11 protein-coding genes are annotated in these 15,167 nt (G+C 41.3%); all 11 read right to left on the bottom strand.

What is annotated here, in order from left to right; translation table 11 throughout:
* Positions 1-4: 4 nt before the first annotated feature.
* On the bottom strand, positions 5-2,437 hold the full coding sequence (locus FJN11_RS00315) for an ATP-dependent Clp protease ATP-binding subunit (RefSeq protein ID WP_140223803.1): 2,433 nt from the start codon (positions 2,435-2,437) through the stop codon (positions 5-7).
* Position 2,438: 1 nt separating this feature from the next.
* On the bottom strand, positions 2,439-2,897 hold the full coding sequence (locus tag FJN11_RS00310) for a CtsR family transcriptional regulator (protein ID WP_140223802.1): 459 nt from the start codon (positions 2,895-2,897) through the stop codon (positions 2,439-2,441).
* A 118-nt stretch (positions 2,898-3,015) separates the two neighbouring features.
* Positions 3,016-3,744: an ABC transporter ATP-binding protein gene (locus FJN11_RS00305; RefSeq protein WP_049487589.1), complete on the bottom strand. Its 729-nt coding sequence runs from the start codon at positions 3,742-3,744 to the stop codon at positions 3,016-3,018.
* On the bottom strand, positions 3,744-4,751 hold the full coding sequence (locus FJN11_RS00300; RefSeq protein ID WP_140223801.1) for an ABC transporter substrate-binding protein: 1,008 nt from the start codon (positions 4,749-4,751) through the stop codon (positions 3,744-3,746). Before FJN11_RS00300 ends, FJN11_RS00305 begins: the two co-directional genes overlap by 1 nt.
* A 39-nt stretch (positions 4,752-4,790) precedes the next feature.
* Complete coding sequence (locus FJN11_RS00295) at positions 4,791-5,549, bottom strand: ABC transporter permease (protein ID WP_181146367.1); 759 nt, start codon at positions 5,547-5,549, stop codon at positions 4,791-4,793.
* Complete coding sequence (locus FJN11_RS00290) at positions 5,512-5,802, bottom strand: thiamine-binding protein (protein ID WP_000647659.1); 291 nt, start codon at positions 5,800-5,802, stop codon at positions 5,512-5,514. The genes FJN11_RS00295 and FJN11_RS00290 overlap by 38 nt, the downstream gene beginning before the upstream one ends.
* Before the next feature lie 273 nt (positions 5,803-6,075).
* A complete protein-coding gene (gene polA / locus FJN11_RS00285) occupies positions 6,076-8,709 on the bottom strand; it encodes a DNA polymerase I (RefSeq protein WP_049552689.1) in 2,634 nt (877 codons plus the stop codon).
* A 118-nt stretch (positions 8,710-8,827) separates the two neighbouring features.
* Positions 8,828-11,980: an SIALI-17 repeat-containing surface protein gene (locus tag FJN11_RS00280; RefSeq protein ID WP_115904586.1), complete on the bottom strand. Its 3,153-nt coding sequence runs from the start codon at positions 11,978-11,980 to the stop codon at positions 8,828-8,830.
* 305 nt (positions 11,981-12,285) lie between these two features.
* Positions 12,286-13,425 carry an SH3 domain-containing protein gene (locus FJN11_RS00275; protein WP_049552675.1) on the bottom strand — a complete coding sequence of 380 codons (1,140 nt, stop codon included), beginning with the start codon at positions 13,423-13,425 and terminating at the stop codon, positions 12,286-12,288.
* Positions 13,426-13,513: 88 nt separating this feature from the next.
* Entirely contained in the window at positions 13,514-13,780 is a 267-nt protein-coding gene (locus FJN11_RS00270) for a Veg family protein (protein ID WP_001278169.1), read from the bottom strand.
* 1 nt (position 13,781) lies between these two features.
* A complete protein-coding gene (gene dnaB / locus FJN11_RS00265; RefSeq protein ID WP_004263550.1) occupies positions 13,782-15,134 on the bottom strand; it encodes a replicative DNA helicase in 1,353 nt (450 codons plus the stop codon).
* Between the last annotated feature and the right edge of the window lie 33 nt (positions 15,135-15,167).

Genomic DNA, 15,167 nt, shown 5'->3' with positions numbered 1-15,167 from the left:
ATTTTTAAGCAATATCAAATTTTAATTGACCAGCTTTGACACCAATCTTAAGTGTCTTACCTGCCACTAGTTCTCCCTTGAGAAGAAGTTCTGCCAACTTGTCTTCCACTTCTGTTTGTAGGGTTCTGCGAAGTGGACGAGCTCCCATCTCTGGATCATATCCTTGATTTGCCAATAATTTCAGTGCTGAAGCTTGTAATTTCAAGTCAATACCTTTTTCAGCCAAACTTGCCACTAAAGGTTTGACCATAATCTTCACTACTTCCTGCATATGGTCGCTAGAAAGGCTATGGAAGACCACCTTTTCATCAATACGGTTAATAAATTCAGGTCTATAAGCCTTTTTCAACTCTTCAAACATGCGTTTTTCCATATTTTCCTGGTCAAAACGAATATCCTTAGCCCCAAATCCGACGGTCTTGTCATCCCGAAGGGCTGTCGCACCAAGATTTGACGTCATGATGATAATGGTATTTGAAAAGTCGACCTTGCGTCCCTTGCTATCTGTCAAGACACCGTCATCCAGAACCTGCAAGAGAACATTAAAGATATCTGGGTGGGCCTTCTCTACCTCGTCAAAGAGGAGAACGGAATAGGGTTTGTTGCGAACTTTCTCGGTCAACTCCCCACCTTCTTCATAACCCACATAGCCCGGAGGAGCTCCATTAAGACGGCTAGCTGCGAATTTCTCCATATACTCACTCATATCAAAGCGGATAAGGGCTGATTCGTCGTCAAAAAGAACTTCTGCCAAAGCCTTGGCCAATTCGGTCTTACCGACACCTGTAGGTCCTAGGAACATAAAGGAACCAATCGGACGCTTGTGACTGCGAATCCCTGACTGGTTGCGGCGAATCGCACGGCTAATGCTTGAAACAGCTTGATCTTGACCGATGACACGTTTGTGCAGTTCAGCTTCCAAGTTTAAGTATTTCTTAGCATCAGTCTGAGTCAGTTTTTGAACGGGGATACCTGACAAGCGACTCAAGGTGGTCAAAATATCAGACTCTGTCACCAAGTCTTTATAAACAGGCACTTCCTCTTCTTTTGCAATTAGCTGAGCTGCCTGTTCCCACTTACCATCCATCAAGGCCTTGTCAGCTGGACTCAAACCTGAATCGTCTGCTTTTACATGCTTAGCCTTATTTTGCACTGTTGCTGCTGCCTCATCCAAGAGGTCGATAGCAGAATCTGGTAAGTGACGGCTAGTCAAGTAACGATGAGCCATCTTGACCGCTGTTTCAACCGCTTCATCTGTGATTTGCACACGGTGATGTTTCTCATAAGTCACCTTCAAACCTTGCAAAATAGTCATACTGTCTGCCACACTTGGTTCTTCAATCGTCACTTTAGCGAAACGACGAGAAAGGGCCGCATCTTTTTCGATATGTTTTTGATATTCTTCCTGAGTAGTCGCACCAACCGTTCTCAAAGTTCCACGCGCTAAGGCTGGCTTCAAGATATTGGCCGCATCTAGAGTTGAGTCAATCCCACTACCAGAACCCATGATGGTATGAAGTTCATCGATAAAGAGGATTACTTGGCCATCTTCTTCAATATCCTTGATGATATTGTTCATGCGTTCTTCAAAGTCACCACGGAAACGTGTCCCTGCAACAACATTCATCAAATCAAGCTCTAACACGCGCATCTTAGCCATTTCCGCAGGCACATCACCACTAGCAATACGCTGGGCAAGACCAAGCGCCAGAGCTGTTTTCCCGACACCAGCATCCCCAACTAAGACAGGATTATTCTTAGTCTTCCGACTCAAGATTTGAATCATACGTGAGATTTCCTTATCCCGACCGATGACTGGTTCTAACTTGCCAGAACGAGCTTGCTCTGTCAAATCATGCGTATAGTCCTCGAGACCACCGCTCGGAGTCTGGGGCATGCCCATCATATTAGCCATAGAATTTTGCTTGTCAGTTACTGTACGATGGCGTTGGCGTAAAGCCTTAAGATCTTCACGAGTCCAACCTGCCCGTTCTTCTAAATTTCGACGAAGGGCAGCAATCTTGACCTGATCTTTCTTGTCTTCATAAGAAAAACCAGCTCTCTCCAAGATGCGAGTTGCCAAGGCATTGCCATCATGTAAAATCGCATAGAGGACATGCTCTGTCCCTAGCACCTTAGCATGGACCACTGACGCTACATACTCTGCTTCATCAAAAAGAACCTGCAAACGATGAGAAAACGGCAATTCCGTAAAGGTTTCATCCTGGCTATAGTCCGTTTCAGTCAGTTCCAAAGCGACCTCTTCTAAACGGTCCATCTCATATGGATAATCATTTAAAGTCGCCCCTGCCACACTATAACTGTGATTGGACATGGCAATCAACAAGTGCCAAGATTCTAGATAACGAGCTCCAAAATGGCCAGCCACCATGTAGGCACTTTCAATACATTCATTCAATGCTTTTGAATAGTTCATCTTACTTCCCTTTTCTATCTACCTCTTGTATGACCTGTCGTAGCATATTAGCACGAACAACTGGTGCTTCTTCTCCTAGAACTCGATCCAAAGCTACTGCCATCAACAAATTCATCTCCTGCTTGGTCATCAATTCCTGCTCAACCAAAAGCTGCAGAATATCTTCATAAATTTCTTGACTGACTCGCTCACCAATCGAGTAAAGCAACTCCCGGAGCATTTCATGATGACTAGAAAACTCAATCCGTCCTATACGAATATAGCCCCCTCCACCACGCTTACTTTCAACCAAGTAGCCTCTACTTTCCGTAAAGCGTGTCTTGATTACATAGTTAATCTGACTAGGAACAACCTGAAAAGTATCTGCCAACTGACTCCGTTGCAACTCCACAATACCAGATTGATCTAAAATCGCCTTGATGTAGGCCTCAATATGATCCGATGTATTTTTAAATCTCATAACAAACCCACCTCTCTCTTTAAACCTTGACTATCTTTGACTATTATACCGAAATTTTCTCATTTTTAAAAGAAAAAGGGCGCTGGTAAAGAATAATCTTCACCAACTCCCTATTTTTCTACTTATCTAAACCTAATTCTGCCAATATTTGACGTTTATAGGCAATCTTTTGAACTTCCTTGTCCTCATCTTCAGACCAATCTAGTTTAATTTCTGAAACAATCTGCCCAGGGCGATTTTTCAAGATATAGATGCGGTCGCTGAGACTGAGGGCCTCCTCGATACTGTGAGTAATAATCAAGGTTGTTAGCTGCAACTGCTTGTGAATCTCAAGGTACCAAGCGTGGAGCTCCATCTTGGTCATCTCATCCAAGGCGCTGAAGGCCTCGTCTAAGAGAAAGAGTTTGTGCCCAAAAAGGTAGGTTCGGAGCAAGGCTACACGCTGGCGCATCCCACCACTGAGTTCATGAGGATACTTGTCTCGTACAGCTGTCAACTGGAAGGTCGCAAGAATTTCATCTGCACGGGCAATAGCTTCTGCCTTATCCACCTTTTGAATCAAGAGGGGCAGAATGATATTACCAAGCACGGTCTTGTGCTCCAAGAGCAGATCCTTTTGCAACATATAACTCACGCGCCCCTTGGGATTCTCCTCACCGTCCAGAACAATTCTCCCTGACTGAACTTCTAAAATCCCCGCAATTAAGTTGAAAAGCGTAGTCTTACCAACACCACTTGGGCCTAGGATGGAAACCACTTCACCTGAAGTCACCTGCAGATTGATATCCTCTAAAATCCTCTCTTGATCATAGGCATAACTGACGTGTTCTAGTCTAATTTCTGTCATTATTTCACAAATTCATTGGTAAAGCCTTTGTCTGTCAAGTCTTCTTTAAGGATACCATTTTCTTTATCCCATTTGTAGAAGGCATTCCAGCGAGCTGCATCAAATTGACCCCATTTTTCCTTGTCGCTTGCGTATTCTTTTGACAAGTATTTTTGAGATTCGATGACAAAGTCACGTTTTTCCTGAAGTTCAGGTGCATTCTTGATGAGGATATCAGCTGCTTCTTCTGGATGCTCCATAGCATATTGGTAACCTTTTTTGATAGCTTGGATAACTTTGCGTGCTTCTTCTTTGTTGTCTTTGAGGTAGTCGTTGTTTGCGATGATAACTGGTGAGTAGTAATCAAATTCCTTGACGTAGTCTTTCAAATACATGAAGTTAGCCTCTACGCCTTGAGATTTTGCAAGGATACCATCCCATCCGTAGTAGATCCATGCAGTATCAAATACTCCATTAGCAATCGGTGTGATAGAGTTTGAGTCGTTATTTGGTACTTTTTCAACCTTCTCAAAGTCTCCACCTTGAGATTCTACCAAGGTTTTCAACATAGCAAGTTCCGTTGGGTCATTCCAAGTTCCGTATTTCTTACCAACCAAGTCTTTTGGACTAGCTACATTGTCAGATTTACGAGAGATGATTCCTGATGTATTGTGCTCTACGATAGCTGCGACGGCAGTAATTCCTGCTCCTTTTTCCAATTTCTTCGCCATGTAGTCTTGGAAATACACTGCAAATGGTGCCTTGCCATTGATAACCAAGTCAGAAGAACTTTCTTCTGGTGGCAATTTCAAGTCTACATCCACTCCAGCTTCTTTGAAATAACCTTTTTCCTTGGCAACATAAAGCCCTGTGTGGTTGGTATTTGGTGTCCAGTCTAGGATAAAGTCAATCTTCTTGAGTTCTGCCTCTTTGTTGTCCTTAGAAGCAGTTCCTTGACCACAGGCAACAAGCACAACAGCTACAAGAGCTGTCACAAGCGTTAAAAACACTTTCCATGTTTTCTTCATTTCAATTTCCTCTTTTCTTTTTCAGAAACATCCTTTTTCTTATGAACGTTTCCATTTAATAACATATTTTTCACTAATATCGACCAACTTCATACCAAGAAGACTGATAATCGATACCAGAATAATAATAGCAAACATGGTATCATACTGAAACAGTTTCTTGGACTGAATCATGTAGACACCTAGTCCTTCAAAGCCTCCCAACCACTCAGATACCACTGTTGTGATGAAGGCGTAGGAGACACTGACCCTCAGACCTGCATAAAAGTAAGGCAGGCTGACTGGGATTTTAAAATGCCAAAGGATTTGCCAAGGTTTGGCCCGCATCAGACTAAACAAGGTCAGCATATCCTTGTCACAATGCCTAAAACCGTCCAAAATGCTGACGATGATAGGAAAGGTTGTCGTCAAGATAATCAAGACAATCTTAGGGAGAATCCCATAACCTAGCCACAAGACCAGGATAGGAGCTATGGCAATGGTCGGAATGGTCTGAACGACCACCATCATAGGGTAAATCAGGTCATTGAGCCAAGTCAAACTATCCATAAGCACAGCCATGAGACAGGCAATCAAAACTCCCAGAACCAACCCCAGCAAAGCCACTCTCAAGGTCGCCCAGCTATGGTGCCAGAGAAATTCTCTATCACGAACAAAGGCCTGGAGAATTTCAAGAGGTGTCGGAAGAATAAACTTGGGGAGAAGTTTAAGAAAACCTGCTAACTGCCAGATTGACAAGATTCCTAGAAAGCCCAATAGACTAATGTGTCGTCTCAGTATACTTTTCAAGTTTCTCATCAATACTTAAAATCTCTCCTACATTTATTTTGACATTGGCAAAGACATTATCTGCCTCCTGCCCCGCTACTTCTAGCGCTTCTTTGAGAATGCGCATAAGCTCATCAAACTCCCCTTCCAAGACCGTTTCAAAGGGTGTCACCACCATCGTCACTTCTTGAGCTTGTAGATAAGCAATGACCTGATCGATAACAGCTATCCGATCAATTCCCTGTGCCAAGGGTAAAACTTGCAAGGCGATGCTTGCTTTCATAAGAACCTCCTCTTCTCGTTTTCCTTTGACAAAAAGAAAAACCTTTACCATATATGGAAAAGGTCAAGATTAGACTAAGTATCGTTCCCTACGCTGGCATTACCCAAATCAGGTGCGGTCGAAGTTTAACACTTCCTCTCAGACTGTACACAGACTCCCATATATTATATGGACATATGATAGCGCAAAACAAAAAAAATGTCAAGGAAACTGCTTACAGAAAAACATGAAAAAGAGTTTGAAAACAAATGCTTCAAACTCTATATAGCTTTTTTATTTAGCCTCGTACCAGGTTGCACCTTCATTTTCATCTGCGATGAGGGGAACACTGAGTTGGATGGCTTCTTCCATAGTTTGTTTGACCAATTTTTTCATCTCTGCTAGTTCCGATTTAGGAACTTCAAGGACAATTTCATCGTGCACTTGCAACAGCATCTTAGTCTGATAACCACCTGCAACCAAGGCTTTATCTAGCTGAATCATGGCAATCTTGAGAATATCTGCCGCCGAACCCTGAATAGGAGAGTTGATAGCTGTCCGCTCCGCAAAACCACGAATATTAAAGTTGCGCGAATTGATATCTGGCAACTCACGACGACGCTTGAAAAGTGTCTCTACATATCCCTTATCACGCGCCTCACGCACCACTTCATCCATGTAGTTTTTAATACCTGGAAAGCGTTCAAAGTAGGTATCAATGTAGGCTTTGGCCTCCTTACGACTAATTCCCAAATTATTAGACAAACCAAAGTCTGAAATCCCGTAAACCACTCCAAAGTTAACGGCCTTGGCATTTCGACGGTCGTTTGCAGTCACATCCTCAGGACGCTCAATGCCAAAGACCCTCATGGCTGTCGAAGTATGGATATCTGCCCCCTCTTGGAAAGCCTTAATCAAGTGCTCATCCTTAGAAATATGTGCCAAAACGCGTAATTCAATCTGTGAATAGTCCGAGCTGAGAAGGACACTATCCTCCCACTCAGGCACAAAAGCCTTCCGAATGAGACGGCCCTGCTCCAAACGCACAGGAATATTTTGCAAGTTTGGATCCACACTAGACAGACGACCTGTTTGGGTCAAATCCTGCACATAGCGAGTATGAATCTTGCCATCAGCCAAAATCCAGTCCTGCAAGCCAATCACATAAGTAGACTGAATCTTAGCAATCTGACGGTAATCCAGGATTTTCTTAACAATCGGTGCAATCGGAGCCAGACGCTCTAACACATCCACTGCTGTCGAGTAACCTGTTTTAGTTTTCTTGGTGTATTCTAAAGGAAGTCCCAATTTTTCAAAGAGAAGGACACCCAACTGCTTAGGCGAGTTGATATTAAACTCCTCACCAGCCAGCTCATAAATCTCTTGAGTCAGTTTTTCAATGACAAGCTCATTTTCAGCCTGCATCTCAAGCAAGGTCTCTTTTTTTACCTTAATACCAGCGATTTCCATCTTGGCAAGGACAAAGGCAAGAGGTTGCTCCATATCATAAAGAAGCTCTAACTGCCCATTTTCGCTGAGTTTTTCAATTAAAATAGGCTTTGTTTCGACCAAAACTGCAATCTTACGAGCCAAATGTTCCAAGAATTTCTCGCGTTCAGGAACGGCTTTTTTGACACCCTTACCATAGAAAGTCTCATCATCGACCAAATAAGTCTGACCATAAAGACTAGCGATGGTCGCAATTTCATTGTCCTCCACAGTCGAAAGGAGGTATTTAGCCAAGCGGCTATCAAAGGAAGGAGCCTGCAAATCCACACCAAAACGACGCAAGAGAACCTTGGATTTTTTAAAATCATAAATTTTCAAAGATGTTTTTTCTAAGAAATCCTTGAAAATAGGTTCCTGAAAAAGCTCAAGCTTGTCTGTAGCATAGAGCTTTTCCCCACAAGACCAGGCAAAACCAACCAAATCATCCGTATGGTAATTCTCACCAAAAAGCTCAAAATGGAAGATAGACTCTTCACTCAGCATGTCTTGACTGATTTGGTCAACAATAGTAAAGTCCAAACTCTCAGCCACTTCAGCTGACGATGCATTTAAAGTCTGCTTGAGCTGTTTGAAGCCCATCTCATCGTAGAATTTCCCAAGGTTTTCAACATCTGGACCACTATAGACCAAATCCTCCAAACCAATCTCAATCGGTGCCTTGGTATCAATGGTCGCCAGTGTTTTAGACAAAAAGGCCTGTTCCTTATCATTGATGAGATTTTCCTTCATCTTAGAAGCCTTCATCCCATCGATATTTTCATAAATCCCCTCAAGCGAACCATGCTCCAGCAAGAGCTTGATACCCGTCTTTTCACCGATTTTGGTCACCCCAGGGATATTATCCGACTTATCACCCATGAGCGCCTTGAGATCGATAAACTGAGTCGGTGTGATGCCCATCTTTTCCATAAGATATTCTGGCGTAAAGGCCTCAAACTCAGCCACACCTTTCTTGGAAATCTCAACCACCGTATGCTCATCCGTCAGCTGAATCAAGTCCTTGTCCCCACTGACAATGGTAATATCAAAACCATCCTGCTCAGCTAGTTTATCCAGCGTCCCAATGATGTCATCCGCCTCATACTGAGCCAACTCATAATGACGAATCCCCATATGATCCAGCAACTCACGAATGAAGGGAAATTGCTCACGAAACTCATCAGGAGTCTTAGCCCGACCACCCTTATAGTCCGCATACATCTCTGTACGGAAGGTCGTCTTACCCGCATCAAAAGCCACCAAAATATGACTCGGCTCAACCCGTTCCAACAAGTGGCTCAACATCAACTGAAAGCCATAAATCGCATTGGTATGCAAACCAGCCGCATTCTTAAAACGGTCTAACTGCTGATAGAGCGCAAAAAACGCCCGAAAAGCAACAGAAGACCCATCAATCAATAATAATTTTTTCTTATCCATACACCCATTATAAAGGAAAGCACCAAAAAATACCATTGGGAAGAGTTCCCTGAGAGAAACTAAGATAATCTAAAAAAGAGAAGGAAGTTACTCCCTCTCTTTCAAACTACGAAATGAATTAGTTTTTACGTTTCACAAATGGAAGGGCACCAAGGAACAATCCAAGGAATCCTAATGATGCAACTGCAGCATTATCTTTACCACCAGTATTTGGAAGTTCTTTTTTATCTTCTGCTTTTGCTGCTGGTGCTTGATAAGTATTATCCTTGTTAGTACCTGCTGTTGTAAGAGTATATTCTGGAACTTCGTTAATTGCTGGGGCGTCGGTTTCTGCATACGCTGGAACTTCAGTAATTGCTGGGGCACCTGTCTCTGCATACGCTGGAACTTCGTTAATTGCTGGGGCGCCTGTCTCTGCATACGCTGGGACTTCAGTAATTGCTGGGGCGCCTGTCTCTGCATACGCTGGGACTTCAGTAATTGCTGGGGCGCCTGTCTCTGCATATGCTGGGACTTCAGTAATTGCTGGGGCGCCGGTTTCTCCGTATGCAGGAACATTATTCACTGTAGCGTCTTCACCATTTGTAGATAAAGGCCCTGTATATTCTGGAACTTCGTTAACAGCTGCTAAGACAAAATTAGCACCACCTTTATATTCTGGAACTTCATTAACAGCTGCTTCTAAACTATTAACTCCACTGTTGAATTCTGGAGCTACCTCAGCTACAGGAGATAATAATGCTTCTCCGTTTTCATTCACAGGTGTATTGGTTGCAAGAGTTCCAGTGAATTCTTGAGCTACCGCAGCTACAGGAGGCAATAATGCTTCTCCATTTTCATTCACAGGTGTATTGGTTGCAAGAGTTCCAGTGAATTCAGGGGCTACCTCAGCTACAGGAGCATCAGCCGCATTAACTCCTCCACTATATTCAGGAGCATCAGCTACAGTAGGAGGTGTTGCATCATTTACCCCACCATTGAAATCAGAGCCATTATCCCCAGCAGGAGAGTCACTAGGATTCACACCACCGTTGAATTCAGGAGAGTTAGGAGCACTTGGAACTTGGTCAGGTTGTTTAGCATCATCAGAAGGTGCATCACTAGGACTTACACCACCACTAAAGTCTTTCGATTCTTCACCCTTAGGAACTTCTTTTAAGTTTTCGATGTAACCTAAAGTTGCGTTGTAATTCTCAGTTAGTTTGGCAATTGCATCGTCATCCTCTTGAACTGCTTCGTTCACTTCGTCGAAATTGGCCTTAGCTTCTTCAGCTGCTGCTTTAGCAGAAGCAACTGAAACTTCTAGTTTAGTTACAGCATCTTGCAATCCATCTTGGATAGCTTGATCCGCATTGTATTTCTTAGCAGTTTCAAGAGCAGTTTTAGCTTTTTCTAAAGTTTCGTTTTGTTTCTCTAATGTAGCATTTTTCTCTTCTACTACCTTAGCTTTTTCAGCAGCGTCAGCCTTATCTTCCTCAGCTTCTTTAGTTAATTTTTCAATTTTTTCAGCTAAATCATCAGCAATGTCTGTAAGTTTTTTGACAATTGGTTTAGAAGCTTCTTTTTTAGCTGCTTCTTCAATTTTTTTAGTTTCGTCAGCAGTTAATTCTTTAGTTTTATAAGCTTCAGGAGCTTTATCTTTTGTGTTAGCATCGTTGAGGAATTCATCTATAGCTTGAGTAGCTGTAAGAACTCCATCTTCAATCGCTTTTAATAAAGCTTCTTTACCGATTTCAGCTTTTGCTTCTTCGATAGCTTTCGCTTTATCTTCTGGCTTGATGCTAGCATCCTTGTTGACTTTATCTTCAGCTTTTTTTTCAAGTTGCTCTAAAGCACCTTTCAAAGCTTCTAAGTTATCTGCTTCTTCTTTTTTAGCGTCTTCTTCTTTTTTAACTTCTTCTTCAACTTTAGCTTTTGCTTTAGCTGCTTCTTCTTTAGCCTTAGCTAATTCAGCTTCTGCATCAGCTTTAGCTTTGTCTGCTTCTGCTTTTGCAGTCTCAGCAGCAGTTACATCAACAGCTTCTTTTTTAGCTTTAGCTGTAGCTTCTTCTACTTTTTTAGCTTCTTCAGCAACTTTCTTCTCTAATTCAGCAACTTTAGCATCAGCTTCTGCTTTAGCTTTAGCAGCTTTTTCAGCTTCGGTTGGTTCAGCTTCTTCCTCTGGAGTTTCTTCTGCTGGTTTAGCTGGTTCTGCAGCTTCTTTTGCTTCTGCTTTTTTTACTTCTTCAAGAAGATTATCACGTTTTTCAGTTAAATCTTGAATTTCAGCTGTAGCATCTTGAACTTTCTCAGCAGCTTCGTCAAATTCAGATTTGGCAGTATCACGTTCTTTTTCAATCGCAGTTACAGCTTTTTCTAATGGTGCTGTGATATCTTCAGCAAATCCGTTATCTTTAGCGGATTTAAGAGCTTCTTTTGCTTCTTTTAAAGTATCTTCCTGTTTTTTTAGTGTTTCAGCTTTCTTTTCAGCATCAGCTTTTAATTTCTCAGCATCATCCGTTAAGTTTTCAATTGTTTCAGTTAAATCATCAGCTTTGTCTTGCAATTTTTCTGATGCAGGACGAGCAGCATCCGCTGCTTCACCTTCATCAATTCCCGCTTGAACCTCTTCAGGAAGCTTGTCCTTAGATACAGGAGTTTCTGTTTTAATTGTTGGATTAGTATCTTGTGCTTTTTCAGCATCATCTGCTAACTCAGCAAGAATATCAGAGGCACTTAATTCACCAGACTCAACAGCCTTTAATAATTCTTCTTTTGCTTTTTTATCAAGCAATTCGTTATCAGGCATTTGTTTCAAAGCTTCAGTTAGACCTTCTTTAGCTTCAGCTTCTTCTTTTGCGGCTGCTTCTTCTTTTGCGGCCTCTTCTTTTGCTTTAGCGTCAGCTTCAGCTGCTTTAGATTTAGCATTAGCTAATTCGTCATCAGCAGTCTTTTTAGCTTTTTCAGCTTCGACTTTTGCAGTTTCAGCGTCAGCAGCTTCTTTTTTCTCTGTTTCAAGTTTTGCAGCTGCATCAGTTGCTGTAGTAGTTGTTGTATCTACTTTTTCTTGCGCTGCATCAACTTTAGCATTAGCTTCTTTTTCAGTTTCTTTTGCTTTTTCTACCTCAGTTTTTGGAGTTTCAGCCGTAAGTGTAGGCTTAGTTTCTCCAGTAGGTTGAGCAGCTGTAGGTTTGTCATCAGCTTTCACAACTGACGGTTGAGATGCAACAAATGTAGCACCTAAAACAGCTACACTAGCCAAACTGGTTAAAATCATTTTCTTTTTGTTCATCTTGTGTACCTCTTTTTGAGAATCATATTTATGTACATTATAAACCTTTTTTTGAGTGAAATCAAGAAATATATTATATTATATATACTTTATTATTAATATAATGTATTTTGAGGCTATAAAAAACTTCAAGAAAGTAACGCATGTTTTACTAGCTTTCTTTTTTTCTTTCTTTTCATCACTTTCATTTTCTATAGCAAATTATAGTTTCGAATCCAATTCAGATATCTTAACTCTTCATAAAAACTCTAGTTTAAACAAAAAAACAGGAGATTTCTCTCCTGTTCAGATTCAATTACTTAAAATTAAATCCACTCACCATTATGATTTACAGTATAACCGTCTACTATTGTATTAACAGCTAGCTCACCTGAAGAGTAAGAATAATACCACTTACCAGAGACTTGATACCAGCCCGTTTTCATTGCCCCTGAATCATCTAGATAATACCAAAATCCTTTCTCCTGTAACCAGCCTGTCTGCATTTCACCAGATGATTTCAAATAATACCAGGTAGAACCATCTTTCAGCCATCCCGTCGACTTAGAACCATCTGATTTGAAATAATACCAACTACCATTTATTTTCTTCCAACCCACAGTCAATCCATTATTTGAACCATGATTAGATTTATTTACTGATTGATTTTGTGACGAAGTCACTCCCTCCAACTGAATATAACGTCGACTCCCGCTATAAGAAATATAACTCAACCACTTGTAACCATCCTTTTCTATCACCTGATCATAATGAACACTCTCACCTGGAGAATAATATGCAAGTGGAGTTGCATTCAATAATGGTTGATCTTTAATAGGAGTCTCCACCTTAAAATAATGAGTTCCTTTCATCAAAGATGACGATTGACTGGTCACAACATGATTGCTTGTCGAATCTTTTGAACTGCTTGGGACTTCTTTAGAATTGCTTGATAAATCTTTAAAATGAATAAAACCGGTCATCTTGTTTGCTTTTACAATTCGTTTATTATAATTACCTTTATAATCATAGTTATATTCCTCAATTTCTATATTATCTCCCATCACATTTGAAACCCAAGCAACATGGCCATAACCTCCTGCAGTAGACCAAGCAATAGATCCGATAGCTGGTGTATTATCGACACGATAACCTTCACGACGAGCACGATAACCCCATTCACCAGCATTACCATAAGCTCCTGGAAGCTCAAAACCATTTACTCCACTCAAGCGAAAAGCAGCAAATGAAGTACACTGACGAGAATACATCCTCCACTTATCAATACTCTGACTCCCATTTTTATAATAAGCAGGATAATCATCTCCACGAGCATAAGAACTGTTTGCATGAACACTTTCTCCAGCCGACAACATCAGCCCTACTACTAAAAAAGGAACAACCTTTTTAACTGACTTTCTAATAGAAAACCTTGTCTCTGCTACTTTAAATGGTGAAATTTTCATTCTTCCTCCTTGAAAAATAATATAAATCGAAGATTCCCTTCACTTAAACTATTCGGAGAAAAAAGAAAAAGTGAGAAAATTTCTCACTTTAGTCAAGATAATGAATCAAATTCTTTTCTGTAAGGATATCTGAGTAAGTAAAGGATTCAACGTAAACATTAGCTTGTTTATCTCCTTCAACGTTCCCAAATTCAACGATAAATAGGGATGGATAAACCTCAATTAGCTTACCCAATCTATTTTTTTGGCGCTTACGACCATTCTCCAAAGTCATTTCTACGACTTGTCCCTCATGTGCCTTGATTTCTTCTTTGATTTTTTTCATCTTGGCTACATCTGTAAATGCATCTGACATCTTATGCCTCCCTCTTTGAGATACTTGAAAATTTATTGTATTCTTTTTGGAAAATTAATTCCACCGTTCCACGAGCTCCACTACGGTTTTTCTCGATAATAACTTCTACCTTATTATTCGGTATGCCTTCCTCTTCTTCACCACCACGCTCATAGTAATCGTCGCGATAAAGAAAGGCTACGATATCAGCGTCCTGCTCAATAGACCCAGATTCACGAATATCAGACAAGACCGGTCTCTTATCCTGACGTTGTTCTACACCACGAGAAAGCTGACTTAGAGCGATTACTGGAACCTTCAGTTCCTTAGCTAAAATTTTCAACTGACGTGAAATTTCTGAAACCTCTTGTTGACGATTTTCCCGACCAGTTCCCGTGATAAGCTGCAAATAGTCTATTAAAATCAAACCAAGATTTCCAGTTTCTTGAGCCAGTTTACGAGAACGAGAACGAATCTCTGTAATCCGAATCCCTGGCGTATCATCGATATAGATACTTGCATTAGCTAGATTCCCTTGAGCAATGGTATATTTTTGCCACTCCTCATCAGTCAATTGACCCGTACGGATAGAATGCGATTCCACCAAACCTTCTGCCGCCAACATACGGTCCACTAGACTTTCCGCACCCATTTCGAGTGAAAAAATAGCAACTGTTTTGTCCAACTTAGTCCCAATATTCTGAGCAATATTCAAGGCAAAGGCTGTCTTACCAACCGCCGGACGAGCTGCTAAGATAATCAACTCCTCCTCATGAAGACCAGTCGTCATATGATCCAAATCACGATAACCTGTCGCAATACCTGTAATATCGGTCGTTTGTTGCGAGCGAGCTTCCAGATTTCCAAAGTTGATATTCAACACATCTCGAATGTTCTTAAATCCACTTCGATTAGCATTTTCGCTGACATCAATCAGGCCTTTTTCTGCCTGAGCAATGATTTCATCAGCTGGTTGCGAAGCCTCGTAAGCTTGATTGACAGACTCTGTCAACTTGGAGATTAATCGACGTAGCATGGCCTTCTCTGCAACAATCTTAGCATAATACTCCGCATTAGCAGAAGTTGGCACAGAATTGACAATCTCAACCAGGTAAGACAGGCCACCAATATTCTGTAAATCACCTTGATTATCAAGAATGGTACGAACCGTTGTTGCATCTATAGCATCGCCACGATCGGATAAATCGACCATAGCTTGGAAAATCAAACGATGGGCATACTTAAAAAAGTCCCGAGATTCAATATATTCTCGCACAAAAACAAGCTTACTCTCGTCAATAAAGATAGCCCCTAAAACGGATTGCTCAGCTAAGATATCTTGAGGTTGTACTCGTAACTCTTCTACTTCTGCCATCAGACTTCCCTTCCTTTTACAATCTTGTCAAGA

The organism is Streptococcus symci (genome assembly GCF_006385165.1).
GTDB lineage: Bacteria > Bacillota > Bacilli > Lactobacillales > Streptococcaceae > Streptococcus > Streptococcus symci.
Note: the sequence above shows the minus strand (reverse complement) of the source record. Positions and strands in the feature narration are given on the sequence as shown.